Source organism: Actinomadura oligospora ATCC 43269 (assembly GCF_000518265.1).
Lineage (GTDB): Bacteria > Actinomycetota > Actinomycetes > Streptosporangiales > Streptosporangiaceae > Spirillospora > Spirillospora oligospora.
The window spans coordinates 15,625-33,427 of the sequence record NZ_KI912414.1 but is presented as its reverse complement, the minus strand read 5'-3'; the positions used below and the strand labels follow the sequence as shown (position 1 = coordinate 33,427).

The following is a 17,803-nucleotide window of genomic DNA, read 5'->3' as shown; positions in this document are numbered from 1 at the left end:
CCATGGCCGGCAGGACGCCGGAGGCGGTTCTGCTGGTGGTCGAGGACGAGCCGAACATCCTCGAGTTGCTGGCCGGGAGCCTGCGCTTCACCGGCTTCGAGGTGGTCACCGCGACCAACGGGGCCGACGCGGTGCAGGCCGCGCGCCGGCACCGCCCCGACCTCATCGTCCTGGACGTCATGCTCCCGGACATCGACGGCTTCGACGTGGCGCGGCGGCTGCGCTCCGGCGGCGACCACACCCCGGTGCTGTTCCTGACCGCCCGGGACGCCGTCCAGGACCGGATCAAGGGCCTCACCATCGGCGGCGACGACTACGTCACCAAGCCGTTCAGCCTGGAGGAGGTCATCGCCCGGATCCGGGCCGTCCTGCGGCGGTTCCGCGGCGGCGTGACCGAGCCCCCGCCCCGGCTGGTCTTCGCCGACATCGAGCTGGACGAGGACACCCACGAGGTCTGGCGCGGCGGCAAGGTCATCCAGCTCTCGCCGACCGAGTTCAAGCTGCTGCGCTACTTCATGGCCAACGCGGGCCGCGTGCTGTCCAAGGCGCAGATCCTCGACCACGTGTGGAACTACGACTTCCGCGGCGACGCCGGGATCGTCGAGTCCTACGTCTCCGCGCTGCGCCGCAAGGTCGACAACGTCGAGCCCCGCCTCATCCACACCCTGCGCGGTGTGGGGTACGTCCTGCGCGAACCCCCCGACCAGGGATGATGAACGCGCCCGGCCGCAGCGGCGTCCCGGCGCGGCTTCGGCGGGCGTACCGGCGCGTGCCGCTGCGGATGAAGCTGATCGTCGGGATGCTCGTCCTGGTCGCGCTCGGGCTGACCGTGATGGGCGCGGCGGGCAGCGCGGCCCTGCGCGGCTACATGATGCGGCAGGCCGACGACCAGCTCCAGGGCACCGCCAAGAAGGTCCAGTCCGCGCTCTCGGGACGCCACCCCTTCGCCAACCTGCCGGACGTCATGTACGTGCAGGTCTGGTCGGGGGAGGCGGACGCGCAGCCCACCCTCAACATCCGGGGCCTCGCGGTGGACACGCGGACCGTCCCGGTGATCTCGCGGGGCGAGGCGCTGCGCCGCCAGGACGAGATCTTCAACGCCCGCGGCGAGGGCAAGGGCGCGCTGTGGCGGGTGATGACGTTCACGACCCGGTCCGGCGACGTCGTCGTGCTCGGACGCAACCTCGGCGACGTCCAGGACACCGTCCGGCAGCTCGTCACGATCGACATCACCGTCGGCGTCCTGGTGCTCGCCGGGCTCGGCGCGCTCGCGGCGCTGGTCGTCACGGCCAGCCTGCGCCCGCTGCGGACGATGGAGGCGACGGCGGAGGCGATCGCGCGCGGCGAGCTGTCCCGGCGCGTCCCGGACGCCGACCCGGCCACCGAGGTCGGACGGCTCGGCGCGTCCTTCAACTCGATGCTCGGCCAGATCGAGGCGGCGTTCGGCGCGCAGGCGCGCTCGGAGGCCGCCGCGCGGCGCTCGGAGGAGGCGGCGCGGCACTCCGAGGAGAACGCGCTGCGCTCGGAGGAGCGGATGCGCCGGTTCGTCGCGGACGCGTCGCACGAGCTGCGCACCCCGCTGACCGCGATCCGCGGCTTCGCCGAGTTCTACCGGCAGGGCGCGGCCCGCACCCCGTCCGAGCTGGACCGGCTCATCGGGCGCATCGAGGAGACCGCGGCCCGGATGGGCCTGCTGGTGGAGGACCTGCTGCTCCTGGCCCGTCTCGACCGGCAGCGTCCGGTGGAGCGGCGTCCGGTGGACCTGCTCGCGGTCGCCGCCGAGGCCGTCCAGGAGACGCGGGTCGTCGCCCCGGACCGCCAGGTCGACCTGGACGTCGAGGGCGGCGTCGCCTACCAGGTCCTCGGGGACGAGCCCCGGCTGCGGCAGGTGCTCGGCAACCTGCTGACGAACGCGATCGTCCACACCCCGGCGGGCTCGGCGATCGAGGTGCGGCTGAGCCCCGGCACGCTGGACCGGGCCCCGGCGGCGGTCTGTGAGGTCGTCGACCACGGCCCCGGCCTGAGCCCCGAGCACGCCGAGCGGGTCTTCGAGCGCTTCTACCGCGCCGACAAGGCGCGCAGCCGCGAGGACGGCGGCACCGGCCTCGGCCTCGCGATCGTCGCCGCGCTGGTCGCCGCGCATGAGGGACGCGTCGAGGTGGACGCGGGCACCGGCACCGGCGCCACCTTCCGCGTCATCCTCCCCCTCGCCCCCGACTGACCAGCTCGACCGACCCGCCCGGACCGGCCCGCCCGGATCGCCCGGGCCCTGCCGTGCCGGGCGAGGTCCGCAGGGTTGGGTGGAGTCCAACGATTCGTCCGCGTTCAGAAGACTTTCAGGCCCAGTGCAGGGCGGTCTCAGTCCCGGCGCGCATCCTGAGTACGACGGAACGACAGGGGGCACCCGGATGAGCGACGACCAGCGGGACCTCGCTTCCCGCCAGGACGGCCCGGACGCCACCCGGCGCCCGGAGGCCCATCGCGGAACCCCTGTCGCACCTCCCCGAGCGGCACGGCGGCACCCCGAACCGCCGCCTGCCGGAACCGGGCCGTCCGGACCCGCCGAGCCGTCCCCGTGGCAAGGCATCCCGGACGCGCCCACCACGGTCCGGGACGGCTCGATCCCCGTCGAGCCGTCCCGGACCGGACCGGCTCCCGTCCTGTCCCCGCAGGCGGGGCCGGTCCAGGGCGGGCTCCCCGCCCCCATGGCCTCACCCCACCCGGCCGTCCCGGCCCTCCCGGCGTCCACCGCTCCGTTCGGCGGAGTGCCCGGTGGACCAGGGGGCTCCGGACCGTTCGGCGGCTCCGGCGGTCCAGGCGCGGGCTGGCCTCCGCCGGGCGGTCCGGCCCCCTTCGGCGGCCCCGTGCCGCCCCGGCCGAGCGCGTGGGGCTGGAGCGCAAGGCGCAGGCTCGCCCTCCTCGGCGCAGCAGCGGCGATCGCGCTCGGCGCGGGCGGCGGCGGCGCGGGTGCAACGCTCGCGTTGGACGGCCACTCCGGCTCGCTCCCGAGCCCGGCGGCGGTCGCCGGGGTCTCCACGAAGGGGGACGCCACGACCGCGCAGGTCGCCAAGGCCGTCCAGCCGTCGGTGGTTTCGGTGCAGACCGTCTCCACGTCCGGCGAGGGCACCGGCTCCGGCGTCATCCTCCGCGCGGACGGGACGATCCTGACCAACGCGCACGTGGTGTCCGGCGCGCGCCGGGTGACGGTGAAGTTCAGCGACCGCAGGACGGCCCCCGCGAAGATCCTCGGGGTCGACTCCGAGCACGACATCGCGGTGATCCAGGCGCGCGGCGTGTCCGGGCTGCGCCCGGCGGTCCTCGGCGTGAGCGCCAGGCTGGCCGTGGGCGACCCGGTGCTCGCGGTCGGCAGCCCCCTCGGCCTGGACGGCTCGGTGACGTCCGGGATCGTCTCGGCGCTCGGACGCAGCATCCAGGAGGGCGACGGCGGCGGCGAGGGCGGCGAGCAGGACGTCCCGCCCTTCATGCAGGGCGGGTACACCGAGCGGCAGGCCACGGTGATCAGGAACGCGATCCAGACCGACGCGGCCATCAACCCGGGCAACTCGGGCGGCGCGCTGGTGAACGGCGCGGGCCAGGTCATCGGCGTCAACACCGCCATCGCCACCTCCGGCGACGGCTCGGGCAGCATCGGGGTCGGGTTCGCGATCCCGGTCGACGACGCCCGGAAGGCGGTCAACCGGATCATCGGCGGCGGCTCCATCTGAGCCGCACGAGGACTCACCACCGGGACGGCGTCCGGACTCGGGCTCTGGGGGGAGCGGGCGGACGGCATGCCGGCCCGGCGGTGGAGACGGGTCGTCAGGGATCTCCGTCCCTGGCGGCCCGGTGGGAAGAGCACGGCCGCGGGGACTTGAGGGAGTCCGCGCGGCCGTGTCCCTTTCCCCTGCGGGCCGCCCGCGAGAAATGGGACGACATGATCCGGCTCCGGCGGGGATAATCACCCCATGCCCGGCATCATCAACGTCCGCGACTCGGTCTTCATCCCGGAGACCGAGCTGACCTGGCGCTTCTCGCGATCGTCCGGGCCCGGCGGGCAGCACGTGAACACCAGCTCGACCGCCGCCGAACTCTCCTTCGACGTCCTGAACTCGCCGTCCCTGCCGGAGCCGCTGCGCGCCCGCGCCCTGGAGCGGCTCGCCGGACGGCTCGTCCACGGCGTCCTGTCGATCCGGGCCGAGGAGCACCGGTCGCAACTGCGCAACCGCGAGGCCGCGAAGGCGCGGCTGTCGGCCGTCCTGTCGGACGCGATCGCGCCGCCGCCGAAGAAGCGCATCCCGAAAAAGATGCCGCGCGGCATCAACGAACGGCGCCTGGAAAACAAGCGCCGCCGCTCGGACGTGAAACGCGGCCGATCCTCCCGTTGGGGCTGACCGGCGGGCTTGTCCGCGCGCGCCGCTTTCTCGTTCGGCGGCCAATAATTGATCTTGAAATTGCGGCTCAGCGGAGCTCGCGCACGGCCCGCAGCGCGTCCTTCCGCGTCTGCCCCTTGAGGCTGTCGATGTAGACCATGCCGTCCAGATGGTCGGTCTCGTGCTGCAGGCAGCGGGCGAAATAGCCGGTGCCCTCCACCCGGACGGGCTCGCCGTTCCGGTCCTGTCCCTCGACGACGGCGCGGGCGTGGCGCGGGGTGGGGAAGCGGTGGCCGGGGAACGACAGGCAGCCCTCGTCCTCGACCAGCGGCTCGCCGTCCGTCTCGACCAGGCGCGGGTTGACGACGTGGCCGGAGTGGCGGCGGCCCCGGTCGTCCGCGCAGTCGTAGACGAACAGGCGGAGCGGGACGCCGATCTGGTTCGCGGCCAGGCCCGCGCCGTTCTGCGCGGCGAGCGTGGCGACCATGTCGTCGATCAGGCGGTGCAGGGAGTCGTCGAAGGCGCGGACGGGGTCGCAGCCGGTGCGCAGCACCGGGTCCCCGAGCAGGCGGACGGGTCGGACGGTGGCCATGACCCTCGATCGTACAAAGCGGACGCCCGGACCCTGGAAACGGATGCGCCGCCGTCCCCCGGTCTCCGGGGGACGGCGGCGCGTCGGCCCTCGTGCGGGCCGCTCTCAGGTGTGGAAGGCGGCCGGTCGCTGAAGGCGGTCAGTCGTTGATGTCGGCGGGCGGTTCGGTGTCCAGCCGGGGAGCGGCCGGGGCGGGCTTCACCGGAACGGCCTTGACCTGCGGCGGGACGGGCGCCATCGGGTGGTCGGTCCCCGGGACGTCGTCCAGCAGGGACGGCCCGGACGCCCCGGACGGCCCGGACGCCCCGGACGGCGCGTGCGACGGCGCGGGCGGGGCCGGCGGCGGAGGCGTCCGCGGGATGCCCGTGACCGGCTTGGCGACGACCGGCTCCGGCGGCGCGGCGGGCGCGGGGGCCGAGGCGGGCGGCTGCGCCGGGTTCGCGTGCTGGTTCCCGTGCTGGATCGGCAGCGAGCCCTGGTGAGAGGTCTGGTGCGAGGTCTGGTGCTGGGGCGAGCTCGGGCGCTTGCGCGCGGCCGGGGCCCGGACGGCGTCCTCGACCATCTTCTCCAGCGGGCCCGCCTCGTTCTCGGCGGTGAGCAGCCGGTGCAGGGTCTCGGAGATCTCGGTGAGCCGCTGCAGCGCCTGCGTGTGGTTCTTGGTGAGGTGGTTCAGCCGCTGCGTGGCGCCCTCGTTGATGACGTTGGCGCGGCGCTCGGCGGAGGTGAGGGTGCGCTCGGCCTCCAGGCGCGCGCTCGTCACCGTCTGCTCGGCCTCCTGCTTGGCCGCCGTCAGGACGCTCTCCGACTCCTTCTTGGCGGCGGCGAGCACCTGGTCGGCCTTCTCGCGCGCGTGCGCGATGTCGCGCTCGGCGTGTCCGCGGGCGTCGTCCACGATCCGCTTGGACTCGTGCTCGGCGTCCTTGCGGATCTGGGCGCCCCGGGCCTCGGCGTCGGCCACCTTCTCCTTCGCCTCGTCCTCGGCGAGGTTGATGATCTGCCGGAGCCGGTCGGACAGGTCGTCGCCGGTGGGCTTGCGGGCCTCCCGGACCTCGGCCATCTCCCGGCGGGTGCGCTCGACGTCGTCGAGCGCGCGGGCGAGCCGTGCCTCGAGCTCGCGGATCTGGTTCTGGCTGCGGGCGATGAACTCGTCGACCTGGCGGCGGTTGTAGCCGCGCATGACGATCTCGAAGGATTCCTCACGGAGGAGGTTCGGCAGGATTTCCGCGTCGTTGCTCATGATGCCTTGGGGGTCGTGGCGGGGGGTGAGGATCACCCCTTGCGGGATCAGGGACGGCTCAAGGACGGTCGGTTGCAGGAACTCGGCTCGGTGGTGAGAACTCGGCACCGACTGTTGTCCGGTCCACCCCATTCGCGCAACCGGAATGCCGTTCTCGCTGCCGTTTCTTAACCTGAGCCAGGAAGACAAACTATCCAATCACGGGAAATATCGGCGCGACGACACCCGGGGGCGAGCGCCGCCCGTCCCGTCCTCCCGTCCTACCATCGGCCGCATGAACTACGTGGGTGCGCTGGACGACGACAGGCCCGAGATCCACCCTGACGCGTGGATCGCCCCCGGCGCGGTCGTGGTCGGACGCGTCCGGCTCGGCCGCGCGGCGAGCGTCTGGTACGGCTCGGTGCTGCGCGGCGACGACGAGGAGATCGTCGTCGGGGACGAGTGCAACATCCAGGACCTGAGCTGCCTGCACGCCGACCCGGGCATGCCCGCCGTCCTGGAGGACCGGGTCAGCCTCGGGCACAAGGCCATGGTCCACGGTGCCCACGTCGAGACCGGTTCGCTCATCGGCATCGGCGCGATCGTCCTGAACGGCGCGCGGATCGGCGCGCACACGCTGATCGCCGCGGGCGCGCTCGTCCCGCCGGGCAAGAAGATCCCGTCCGGGGTGCTGGTCGCGGGGACGCCCGGAAAGATCGTCCGGGAGTTGACCGACGACGACCGGGCCGTCTTGCAGTACACGCCGGACGTGTACATGGAAAAGGCGCGACGCCACGCGCGCGCGACCTGGCAGAGCTGACCGCGAGGCTGACCTGCGCGCCGATCCGGGACACCGTCCGGCGGCCGGGCGGTGGCCGGGCGCCTGAACGTGGCCAGCGGCCACTGGCAGAGTTGGGGATTCCTTGACACGGCTACGATGACCCCGTGGTGTGGGGACCGGGACGAGGGAACGCCCCACCGCCCGGGCAGGATCCGTTCGCGGCGGCCGAGCGGGACACGAGGGCGATGGTGGCCGCGGGGTGGTGGCAGTCGGCGCCGCCCCAGCATCGCCAGCACGCCATCGCCGGGCGCATGCTCGCGCTTCCGGACGGCACGTGGTGGCTGTTCGGCGCGTGGGCGCGCTGGTACCGGCTCCAGCCGTCCGACGGCCAGTGGTACCTGTGCCCGCCGCCGCACGCGCCCGCCGTCCGCGCCGGGGCGCGGCCCGCGCAGATCGCGGGCGGGCAGACCCCGCAGCTCCCGCCGCACGTGGTGCCCGCGGGGCCCGACTTCTCCTACGACCCCTCGCCGTCGCTGACGTTCGTCCGGCGCGGGTTCGCGTCCGAGCTGACCGGCCGGATGCGCAGCACCCTCGCGTCCGCCGCCGCGCTCCCGGCCGGGGAGTACCCGCACGACGGCAAGATCTTCACCACGCGGACGCCGTCGACGGTCGTCGCCGCGTGGGGCGTGATGCTGTGGTGCGCCGCCGCGCCCGCCTTCGACGCGCGCCACGACGCCGCGATGACCGGCCTCTGGAAGCGCTACCGGGTGAACCCGCTGCCCGAGGTGGACGGCCCGCGCTGGCTCACCCCGCCGCCGCTGTCGCAGCTGGTCGGCCTGTACGCCGAGCGCCTGCGCGCCGGACGCGTCGATTCGGCCGTCGTCGTCCTGCGGACGATCTGGGCGACCGCCAGCGCGCTGCGCGAGGACCCCCGCTACCAGGCGCGCGCGGACGCGCTGCTCGCGATGGCGGGCCAGACGCTCGGCAACCCGACCGTCGACTACGGCGCCCTTCCCTACGGGGACGAGGCGATCGTCCAGCAGTGGCTGACGCGCTGCCCGCCGCACCTGGTGCCCGCGCTGCGCACGGAGAGCTCGCCCGGTGACAGCTTCCGGCACGCCTTCTACACCTTCGCCGAGGCCGTCGCGGACATCACGGGCGACGCGTCCGACCCGGCGTACATCGAGCCGCGCATGGTCGCCGCCGCGCTGCTCGCCGCCGATCTGGCCGTCGTCCGCGAGGACGTCGCCGCCGCGATCGTCCCGTGGCTGGACCCGGAGATCCGGTACACGGTGCAGGCCGTGATGAGCAATCACGGGCACCCGCTGCGCCGTCTCTGGCCGGACGACCTGACCCTGGCCGAGCCGCTGCGGTCGGCGGTCGCCGCGTCCGGGGAGGGCGCGGACACCCTGCTCGCCGCGATGTACGAGCTCGACCTCGCGTGGTGCCGTCTCGCGGGCGGCATGCCCGCGCGCCCGCGTGGGTTCCCGACGCCGAACGCGATCGTCGCGGGCATCATCGGCCCCGAGCGCACGCGCGCGACCGCGCGCACGAGCACCGGCATCGCCGTCCCCAAGAAGCACAGGCACACGCAGCCGCCGTCGCCGTTCGGCATGCCCGTCCAGCCCGCGCAGCCAGGGCGGCCCCCGCAGCCGCCCCAGACGCCGTACGCGCCGCCCGGCGGCGCGGACATGGCTGGGGGCCCCGGTGGCCCTGCGGGCGCTGGAGCGCCTCCACAGCCACTTGGGCAGCCTCCCGTCCCCGGCGCGTTCGGCCCGCCCGCCGTGCCCGGATATCCGTCCCAGGACGCCGCGCAGGGCGCGTTCGGCCAGCCTGGCGTGCCCGGACAGGCCGTCCAGCCGCCGGGGCAGCCGTACGTCCAGCCTCCGGCGAACCAGGAGCAGCCGTTCGTCCAGCCCGCGCAGCCGGTCGATCCGCAGTTCGGCGCGCCCGGCCCGCACGTTCCCAAGCAGGCAGCCGGGCCGGACGAGCCGCAGGAGAACTTCGCCCCGCCCTACACCGCCCTCGGCTACCAGCCCTCGTCCGCTCACGCGATGCCGCAGCCTCCCGGCCCGCTCGTTTCCCCGGGAGCAGGCGCGGGCGCGGGAGCCGGGGCACCTGCCGCGTTCAACCAGTACGGCACGCCTGCGCCGCCACCGCACGAGGTGGAAGAGGCGACCAAGCCGGACGGCTCGTCGCCCAAGGACGAGCAGAAGGAACCGCAGCGGCCTCCGTACACGGCGCTGGGCTACGCGCCGTCCGGATCGGCTCCCGCGCAGCCGCCCGTCCCGTCCTATGAGCAGAACATGCCCAAGCCCCCCGGGCACCTGGACGCTTCGGCGGGCTACCCGGGCGCGTACGGGCCGGGCATGGGCCAGCAGGAGAAGGTCGATCCGCACGGCACGCGGTTCGACGAGCCCGCGTCCCTGCACCAGCAGGCGCCGCCGCCGGGCATGCCGCCCAGGCCCGACAACCCGCAGCCGCGCACGCGCATGCTGGGCCCGGACGAGACCGGCGCGGCCGGACCCGGTGTGACCGGGGCGCCGAAGAAGGCCGACCCGCCGGGCACGCGCGTGATGTCCGAGACGATGATCGGGGGCTTCGACTTCCTCGACCAGACGCCGTCGCCCGAACGTCCCGTGCACGAGATCCCGCCGCCGAGCGACCGCACCGAACGCCGCGTCCACGAGCGGTACGGCATCGGGTTCGTCTCCGGCGCGCAGGACGCCGCCGAGCTGCTCGACGGGATCCGCGAGCAGGCCGAGGCGTTCAACGCGGTGCTGACGGCGGGCGACGACTCCACCCGCGTCGACGAGTCGTCCGGCATCCGGCGCGGGGTGCCGAGCGTGCTGCTGGTCGGCGCGCCGCACACCGGGCAGCGGCGGCTCGCGCGGATGGTCGCGCTGACCCTGGCCGAGGCGGGCCTCGGCGACGGGACGATCCGCGCCCACGACGCCGACGACGTCCGCGAGTCGTCCGCGTCCGCGTCCGCGACCGCGACCGGGGCCCCGCCCAAGACGATCGTGGACGGCGTCGCCCCGCCGACGGCGGCCGACCTGGTGAAGCAGGTGCTCGCCCAGCGCGGCCCGTCGATCCTGTTCGAGCGGCTGGACGCGGCGCTGTTCGCGGCGTCCGACCCGGCGGCGTTCGTGACGGCGGTGCGGCGGGCGCGCCGCGATCCGGCCACCGACGCCGCGCTGATCGCGACGTGCGAGCCGTCGGCGTACAAGCGGATGCTCGCCGACCATCCGCGCCTGGTCGAGACGTTCCGGGTGTACCGGCTGCCCGAGCTGGCGGATCCCGAGAACCGGATGACGCTGCTGCACCTGCTCGCCGACGAGCGGCGGGTCACCGTCGGCGGCGTCGCGCTCGAGACCGCCCGCGAGGACCTGGCCCGCCTGCGCGGCCCCGGCGACCTGGTGAACGCGCGCCTGGTCGAGACCTACCTGGACACCGCGTGCCAGCGGCACCTGGAGCGGGCGGGCGCCTCGCGCGACCGGCTCGTCCTGGACCCGCAGGACCTGCACGGCATCGCCGAGGGCCTGGAACCGGCGCTGCGCCCGCCCGGCGACATCGACGGCTACCTGCGGCAACTGGACGCCCTGCGTGGCCTGGAGAACGTGAAGTACATCGTCCACGAGCTGGTCGAGGAGGGGCGCGTCGCCGCCGACCGCGCCCGGTACGGCGTGACCGAGCACGCGCCGCTGCACCTGCTGCTCGCCGGTCCCCACGGCACCGGGAAGTCGACCGTCGCGGGCCTGGTCGGCGGGATCTTCGCCGCGCTCGGGCTGCTCGGCTCGGGACACGTGGTGGCGTGCCGTCCCGCCCACCTGACCGGACGCGACCGGCACGACACCGAGGAGCGGGTGCGGGGGATGGTCGAGCAGGCGCTCAACGGGGTGCTGCTGGTCCAGGAGGCCCACCTGCTCGACCGCGTCCCCGAGGTGGTCGCCGAGCTGCGCGCCGTCCTGCGCCGCGACGGCCACCGGCTGCTGGTCGTGTGCGCCGGGCCGCCGGACGAACTGCACGGCTTCCTCGCCGCCAATCCGGCGTTCCGGGACGAGTTCGGCCAGGTCATCGAGTTCGAACCGCTCGGCGACCGGGAGCTGGTCGGGCTGTTCCAGGCGTACGCCGAACGCGAGCTCTACATGCTGGACGAGGAGTTGCGCGTCGAGTTGCTCAGCAGGTTCGAGCAGATGCGCGGCGACCCGTCCTTCGGGTACGCGCGGACCGTCCGCGAGCTGTTCGAGGCGACCATCGCCCGGCAGGCCGCCCGGCTCGCGGGGGCGGACGTCGACGCGTCCACGGTCGCCCGCCTCACTGTGCGTGACCTGCCCGAATCCGCGCTGCAGCAGATGATGGGCGGCCTCCACGAGGGCTACTGACCCTCACCGGACCGCCCCGAGAGGCCACTGAGGGGCCAGGGACAGGCCGCTGGGCGGGGCCAGGCATGGGCCGGGCAAATCCGACCCGGCGGGCGTGACCCGGGTGGGCCGGGCCGCATCATCCGGGCGGGCCAGGGAAGGTACGGGGCGGGAGTGGTCCCCGAATGGCCCTCTTGGGTCATGCGTCCCGACGGACCGGGACCGTACTCTTGACGAGGGCAGTGGGTGCGGCCCGTCCCTGCGCGGAGACGGTGTCATCGCAGGTGGCGGACGCGAATCGCAACCAGGAGGTGGACGCGGTGCGCCAGCGGAATCTCGACCTGCGCGTCCATGACCGGGTCGCACTTGACGAGATCGAACTCTACGCCGAGATGCTCAGCGCGGTCGCGGCGGCCGAGCGGCCGCTCACGCTCGCCGAGATCGACATGGTGCTCGGAGTGAGGTCCGGATGCGAACCCGGTCTTCGAGAGCTGTCGTCACGCGAATAGAAACGGCGGCTCGTCGGCAGGCCGAACCGGTGCCGGGACGTCCCAGCGGACGCCCGGCACCCGCTTTTACCCCGACCCCCGGGGCGCCTCCCGGGGCGCCGCACGGGTCGCCGCACGGGCCTGAGTGGCCTCGAAGGCCCCTCCCGGCCCTCCTGTAACGAATATCACTCTGCGTCCCGGATCACGCTCCGTAACGGGCGGGCAGGGGCGGTACATCCCCCTGGACAGGGCTGTGTGTCGCGGGTGTGCATGTCGTGATCTAGGGCAACCTTGTAGGTGAGAGGATGGAGGACGGCGGTCGAAGCTGGGGCGAAAGTTCTTTTTACGGCCGGTTGCGCCTACGATCCACAGCGGACTGTTCCGGCATCTCAGGAGAACGACGTGCGCTTGCGTCTCACGCCGCGTGAGGACAGCTTTTACGACATGTTCGCCGACTCGGCGAACAACCTGGTCACCGGCGCCAGGCTGCTCGTGGAGCTCATCAGCGACGGCACTGACCGGGAAGCGATCGCGGAGAAGATGCGCGCCTGCGAGCACGCTGGCGACGAGGCGACCCACGCGATCATGCGGCGGCTGAACGAAACGTTCATCACGCCGTTCGACCGCGAGGACATCTACCGGCTGGCCTCCCAGATCGACGACGTGATGGACGAGATGGAGGAGGCCGCCGACCTCGTCGTGCTCTACAAGATCGACGAGTTCCCGAAGGAGATCGTGCACCAGGTCGAGGTCCTGGAGCGCGCCGCCGAGCTCACCGCCGAGGCGATGCCCCGGCTGCGCTCGATGAAGGAGCTCAACGAGTACTGGATCGAGATCAACCGGCTGGAGAACGAGGGCGACCGGGTCTACCGCAAGCTGCTCGCCAAGCTGTTCTCGGGCGACTACGACACCCTCACCGTCCTGAAGCTGAAGCAGGTCATCGACCGGCTGGAGGAGGCGGCGGACGCCTTCGAGCACGTCGCCAACACGGTCGAGACGATCGCGGTCAAGGAATCATGAGCGCTCCCGGCGACACGGGCGGCGCGGTCCTCAGCAGGGACGCGACCGTCCCGGGCGAGGAGCCGTCGCTGGCCGAACAGGTCCGCCGGGGCCCGCACCGGTTCTGGTACGCGATGCCGATCGGCCTGCTGGTCGTCATCCTGCTCGGCGTGACCGGGGTGCGGGCGGAGTCGCAGATCGCGATGCTCCTGCTCGTCGTCCTGGTCTCGCTGGTCTTCGACTACACCAACGGCTTCCACGACGCGGCGAACGCGATCGCCACGGCGATCTCGACGCGCGCCCTCACACCGCGCGTCGCGCTCCTGATGGCGGCCGTGATGAACATGCTGGGCGCGCTGCTCGGCGTGCAGGTCGCCAAGACGGTCAGCGAGGTGATCACCCCGCCCTCGGGGCTGCACGGCCTGACCGTGGTCGCGGCGGGCGTGATCGGCGCGATCTCCTGGAACCTCATCACCTGGTACTTCGGGCTGCCCTCGTCGTCCTCGCACGCCCTCATCGGCGGCGTGGTCGGCGCCGGGCTCGCCTCGGCGTCCTCGGTCGCCTGGGCCAAGGTGGTCGACAAGGTCGCGATCCCGATGGTCATCTCGCCGATCGTCGGATTCATCGCCGCCTACGGCGTGATGCTGGCCATCCTGTGGATCTTCCGGAGGAAGAACCCCAGCAAGGTCGGCCGCCGGTTCCGGATCGCGCAGACGCTGTCCGCCGCGTCCCTCGCCCTCGGGCACGGCCTGCAGGACGCGCAGAAGACGATGGGCATCATCGTCCTCGCGCTCGTCACGACGGGTCACTCGGACGGCAAGGGCGTGCCGTGGTGGGTCATCGTGCTCTGCGCGGGCGCGCTGTCGGCCGGGACGTACGCGGGCGGCTGGCGCATCATGCGCACGCTCGGCCGCAAGGTCATCGAGGTCGATCCGCCGAAGGGCTTCGCCGCCGAGGCGACGGCCTCGGTCATCCTCTACCTGACCGCGTACATCTGGCACGCTCCAATCTCCACCACGCACACGATCACCGCCTCGATCATGGGCGTGGGCGCGACCAAGCGGCTGTCGGCCGTGCGGTGGGGCGTCGCGGGGAACATCCTGGTCGCCTGGGTGCTGACGATGCCCGCCGCCGCGATCGTGGCGGCGGTCGTGTACTACGTCGTGCACTTCTTCGGGGCCTGACCGCCCGACCCCCCGAGAGTTGAACGAGTGAGGGCCGTCCCCGGCTGGGGGCGGCCCTCGTTTCGTTGTGCTTTGTGGCTACTTGCCGGAGATGCGGTCCAGCGGGGGCGGGCTCACGGGCGAGTGGGAGCCGAAGTAGTTCACCAGCGCGTCCAGGTCGATCGGGCCGAGCACCTGGTCCTTGCCCTGGGTGAAGACGGTGAAGCCGTCCCCGCCGCCGAGCAGGAAGTTGTTCGCGGCGATCTTGTAGGACGCGGCCGGGTCGACGGGCTTGCCGTCGATGGTGATGCCCGAGACGCGGTCACCGATCGCCCTGGTGCGGTCGATGGTGAAGTGCAGGCCGGAGGACGGCTGCAGGATCTTCTCGCCCGCGCTCGTCCACTGCTGCTCGAGGACGGCGTCCAGCTGCCCGCCGGTCAGCGTGGTCACGCCCGTGACGTTGCTGAACGGCTGGACGGCGAACGCGTCGCCGTAGGTGACGGTGTGGCCGTCCTTCGGGTCCAGGTCGGTGCGGACGCCGCCGGGGTTGGTGACGGCGACCTGGGCGCCCATGCCCCGGACGGCCTCGAGCTGCGCGTCCGCGATCACGTCGCCGAGCGGGGTCTCACCGGCCGCGCTGGCGGTGCGGTCGAGCTTGGCGGTGACCGTGCCGATCTTCTTGTCGGAGATCGGGGCGGACTTGTCCTTCCAGTACTGGACGAACTTCGCGGTGTCCTCGTCCGGCTTCACGTCCTGGGTGACGACGTGGTTGACGCCCTTCATGGACGACCGGACGATGTCGTCGGTCCTCCGGTTCACCTGGAGGTCGACCTGCGTGATCACGCGGCCGAAGGACGAGCCGGAGGAGTACAGCCGCGGCTGCCCCTTCGGGTCCTTGACCGTGCAGACGTACTGCTGGTGGGTGTGCCCGGACAGGACGACGTCGATGTCCGGGTCGGCCTCGGCGGCGATGCGGGTGCCCGCGCCCGGCACGACGCCGCAGTCGTTCGGCTTGGAGCCCTTCACGACGTCGTCGCCCTCGTGGACGAGCAGGACCATCGCGTGCACGCCGCGCTTCCTGAGCTCGCGCGCGGACCGGTTGGCCGCGGCGACCTCGTCGTCGAACTTCAGGCCCTTGATGCCGTCCGCGGTGACGATCGTCGGCGTGGTCTTGGTGACGACGCCGATGATGCCGACCCGGACGCCGTTGATCCTGCGGATCGTCCACGGCTTGATGGCCGGCCTGTTCGTCGCCTCCTGGAGCACGTTGGCCCCGAGGTAGTCGAACTTCGCGCCCTTCCAGGGGCCCGCGGGGGAGCAGCCGTCGACCGGGTGGCAGCCGCCGTTCTGGATGCGCTTGAGCTCGGTCAGGCCCTCGTCGAACTCGTGGTTGCCCACGGCCGACGCGGTCAGGCCGATGTTCCCCATGAACTGCACCGACGGCTCGTCGTGGAAGGCCGCGGAGATCAGGGGGGACCCGCCGATGAGGTCGCCCTGCGCGACCTTCAGCGTGTTGCGGTCGGTGAGCCGCTTGATGTGCGCGGCGGCGTAGGCCGCGCCGCCCGCGGGGACGGTCTGGCCGGAGTCGTCGACGGCCTTCCCGGAGTTGCCGGTGGGCGGCTCGAGGTTCCCGTGGAAGTCGTTGAGGGCGAGCAGCCGCACGGGCACGGTCTTTCCCTGGCCGTGCGACGGGGACGCCCCGGCGGGCTGGGCCGCGATCGCGGTCACCGCCACCGCGGCGGTCGCCGCCGCGGCCAGTGTGAGACGAGGTCGGATCATGGCTAGGGAACCTAACCAACCGGCGCGTCGCGATCCATACGCCCTCATGACGGTTTCGTGACGGTTTGACGGTCAGTTCCCCCTGTCATGGCATGTTCGCCTGTCCGGGGCGATAGATCCGGGGGCGCCCGGTTCCAGATCCCTCGCGCTGACCTAGCATGTGATCATGACGGAGTCGCAGATCGTCGAGCTGATCGAGGCCGCCACGAAGGCGGACGGCGTCGGGCCGCTCTCCGAGCACGCCATGCTCGCCCTGAAGGCCGGCCACACCGGCGTGGTCGTCCGGGAGAACGAGACGGTCGTCGGCTACGCCCACCTCGACCCCGCCACCGACGAGGAGCCCGCGTCGGGCGAGCTGGTCGTCCACCCCGAGCACCGGCGGCGCGGCTTCGGGCGGCGGCTGGTGCGGGAGCTGAAGGAGCAGGCGGACGGCCCGCTGCGCGTCTGGGCGCACGGCGACCTGCCCGCCGCCGCGCGCCTCGGCGAGTCCGAGGGGATGACGCGCAGCCGCGTTCTGTTCCAGATGCGGAAGTCGGCCGACGACCCCATGATCGACGTCGTCCCGCCGCCGGGCGTCACGATCCGCACCTTCCGGCCCGGCCAGGACGAGGAGGCGTGGCTCGAGGTCAACGCCCGCGCCTTCGCCACCCACCCCGAGCAGGGCCAGTGGACGATCGACGACGTGCGCGCGCGTGAGGCCGAGTCCTGGTTCGACCCCGAGGGCTTCTTCCTCGCCGAGCGCGACGGCCGCCTGATCGGCTTCCACTGGACGAAGACCCACCCGGACGGCCTCGGCGAGGTCTACGTCATCGGCGTCGACCCGTCCGCGCAGGGGATCGGCCTGGGCCGCACCCTGACCCTCACCGGCCTCCACCACCTGCGCGACCGCGGCGTCCCGGCCATCCTGCTCTACGTGGACGAGGACAACCCCGGGGCCGTCCACCTCTACGAGACGCTCGGCTTCGCCCGCTACGCCGTGGACGTGATGTACGCGACCTGAGCCGGAACCTCCGGGACGTCCGCGCCCCGGACGTCCCGGAGCCGTCAGGCGTCGCCGGTGCCTGAAAGCAGCGCGGTCCTGACCACCTTCAGCATCTCGGCCTCCGAGCCGTCGTGACCGCCGTCGACGATCTTCAGGGTGCTGCCCGGCCAGGCTCGCGCGAGGTTCCAGGGGATGTCGGGGGAACTGCTGACGTCGAGGCGTCCGTGGACGAGCGTCCCCGGGATCCCGGCCAGGCGGGACGCGCCGCGCAGCAGCTCGTCCTCGCCCATGAACGCGGCGTTCTTCCAGTAGTGCGTGACCAGGCGCGCGAAGCACAGCCGGAACACCGGGTCCTCGTAGCGCGGGCTTCTGCGGAAGCCGGTTGCGAAGCCCATGTGCGTGTCCTCCCAGGCGCACCAGTCGCGGGCCGCCCTGTCGCGGACCTCGGGGTCGGGGGAGTGGAGGAGGCGTGAGTAGGCGGCGGGCAGGTTCCCGTCGCGGTCGGCCTCGGGGACGCCGTCGCGGAACGCCTCCCAGCGGCCGGGGAAGAGCCGCGCGACGCCCCGGGTGATCCAGTCGACCTCGCGGTGCGTCGTCGTGCACACCGAGAACAGGACCATGTCGGTGACGCGGTCCGGGTGGGTCTCGGCGTAGGCGAGCGCGAGGGTGCTGCCCCAGGAGCCGCCGAGGACCGTCCAGCGGTCGATGCCGAGGTGCTCGCGGAGCCGTTCGATGTCGGCGACCAGGTTCCGGGTGGTGTTGGCCCCGAGGTCGATCTCGGGTTCGGCGGCGTGGGGCAGGCTCCGGCCGCAGTTGCGCTGGTCCAGCAGGACGACGCGGTGGACGTCCAGGTCGAAGAAGGTCAGCCAGCCGTCGTTGCAGCCGGAGCCCGGACCGCCGTGGAGGACGATCGCCGGACGCCTGTTGGCGGTTCCGTGGGCTTCCCAATGGAGAAGGTTTCCGTCGCTGACAGGGAGGAAGGGCATGGCTCCATGCTGCCGGAACCCCTACTCACAAGGGGATGACCTGGGGTGTTAACCCCACGTCCATGGCCTGTCGAGGCATTCTT

General features: G+C 72.8%; 14 protein-coding genes. 10 read left to right on the top strand and 4 right to left on the bottom strand.

All coding sequences use genetic code 11. The features are described from left to right. Positions 1-2 precede the first annotated feature (2 nt). The 4 genes from P696_RS0142030 (at position 3) to arfB (ending at position 4,391) form a co-directional block, all read left to right on the top strand. Positions 3-713 carry a response regulator transcription factor gene (locus P696_RS0142030; RefSeq protein ID WP_026417020.1) on the top strand — a complete coding sequence of 237 codons (711 nt, stop codon included), beginning with the start codon at positions 3-5 and terminating at the stop codon, positions 711-713. Beyond that, on the top strand, positions 710-2,221 hold the full coding sequence (locus P696_RS0142025; protein ID WP_245628024.1) for a sensor histidine kinase: 1,512 nt from the start codon (positions 710-712) through the stop codon (positions 2,219-2,221). Before P696_RS0142030 ends, P696_RS0142025 begins: the two co-directional genes overlap by 4 nt. A 187-nt stretch (positions 2,222-2,408) precedes the next feature. Then, positions 2,409-3,725 carry a S1C family serine protease gene (locus P696_RS51865; RefSeq protein WP_157430256.1) on the top strand — a complete coding sequence of 439 codons (1,317 nt, stop codon included), beginning with the start codon at positions 2,409-2,411 and terminating at the stop codon, positions 3,723-3,725. A 240-nt stretch (positions 3,726-3,965) separates the two neighbouring features. Then, the gene (gene arfB / locus P696_RS0142015; protein WP_026417018.1) at positions 3,966-4,391 is read left to right on the top strand and encodes an alternative ribosome rescue aminoacyl-tRNA hydrolase ArfB; all 426 of its coding nucleotides are present in this window, start codon (positions 3,966-3,968) and stop codon (positions 4,389-4,391) included. A gap of 67 nt (positions 4,392-4,458) precedes the next feature. Here the strand turns inward: arfB and def are convergent, their stop codons facing one another. Next, entirely contained in the window at positions 4,459-4,962 is a 504-nt protein-coding gene (gene def, locus P696_RS0142010) for a peptide deformylase (RefSeq protein WP_026417017.1), read from the bottom strand. A 139-nt stretch (positions 4,963-5,101) separates the two neighbouring features. Beyond that, positions 5,102-6,199 (bottom strand): DivIVA domain-containing protein, encoded by a 1,098-nt coding sequence (locus tag P696_RS51860; protein ID WP_084339098.1) that lies wholly within the window; start codon positions 6,197-6,199, stop codon positions 5,102-5,104. A 274-nt stretch (positions 6,200-6,473) separates the two neighbouring features. On the opposite strand from P696_RS51860, the gene P696_RS0142000 reads away from it, so the two are divergent. The 5 genes from P696_RS0142000 (at position 6,474) to P696_RS0141980 (ending at position 13,994) form a co-directional block, all read left to right on the top strand. Next, positions 6,474-6,998 carry a gamma carbonic anhydrase family protein gene (locus P696_RS0142000; protein ID WP_026417016.1) on the top strand — a complete coding sequence of 175 codons (525 nt, stop codon included), beginning with the start codon at positions 6,474-6,476 and terminating at the stop codon, positions 6,996-6,998. A 125-nt stretch (positions 6,999-7,123) separates the two neighbouring features. Continuing rightward, the gene (locus P696_RS0141995) at positions 7,124-11,344 is read left to right on the top strand and encodes an ATP-binding protein (protein WP_157430255.1); all 4,221 of its coding nucleotides are present in this window, start codon (positions 7,124-7,126) and stop codon (positions 11,342-11,344) included. A gap of 263 nt (positions 11,345-11,607) precedes the next feature. Beyond that, on the top strand, positions 11,608-11,832 hold the full coding sequence (locus tag P696_RS0141990; protein WP_245628023.1) for a hypothetical protein: 225 nt from the start codon (positions 11,608-11,610) through the stop codon (positions 11,830-11,832). A 381-nt stretch (positions 11,833-12,213) separates the two neighbouring features. Further along, positions 12,214-12,831: a DUF47 domain-containing protein gene (locus P696_RS0141985; RefSeq protein ID WP_026417013.1), complete on the top strand. Its 618-nt coding sequence runs from the start codon at positions 12,214-12,216 to the stop codon at positions 12,829-12,831. After that, on the top strand, positions 12,828-13,994 hold the full coding sequence (locus tag P696_RS0141980; RefSeq protein WP_084339092.1) for an inorganic phosphate transporter: 1,167 nt from the start codon (positions 12,828-12,830) through the stop codon (positions 13,992-13,994). The genes P696_RS0141985 and P696_RS0141980 overlap by 4 nt, the downstream gene beginning before the upstream one ends. Before the next feature lie 78 nt (positions 13,995-14,072). Here P696_RS0141980 and P696_RS0141975 read toward each other — a convergent pair whose 3' ends face one another. Further along, the gene (locus P696_RS0141975) at positions 14,073-15,752 is read right to left on the bottom strand and encodes a bifunctional metallophosphatase/5'-nucleotidase (protein ID WP_026417011.1); all 1,680 of its coding nucleotides are present in this window, start codon (positions 15,750-15,752) and stop codon (positions 14,073-14,075) included. A 166-nt stretch (positions 15,753-15,918) separates the two neighbouring features. Here P696_RS0141975 and mshD point away from each other — a divergent pair, with 166 nt between their 5' ends. Continuing rightward, the gene (gene mshD / locus P696_RS0141970) at positions 15,919-16,752 is read left to right on the top strand and encodes a mycothiol synthase (protein WP_034489923.1); all 834 of its coding nucleotides are present in this window, start codon (positions 15,919-15,921) and stop codon (positions 16,750-16,752) included. A 44-nt stretch (positions 16,753-16,796) separates the two neighbouring features. On the opposite strand, the gene pip is transcribed toward mshD, so the two are convergent. Beyond that, positions 16,797-17,720: a prolyl aminopeptidase gene (pip, locus tag P696_RS0141965; RefSeq protein ID WP_026417009.1), complete on the bottom strand. Its 924-nt coding sequence runs from the start codon at positions 17,718-17,720 to the stop codon at positions 16,797-16,799. Positions 17,721-17,803 lie beyond the last annotated feature (83 nt).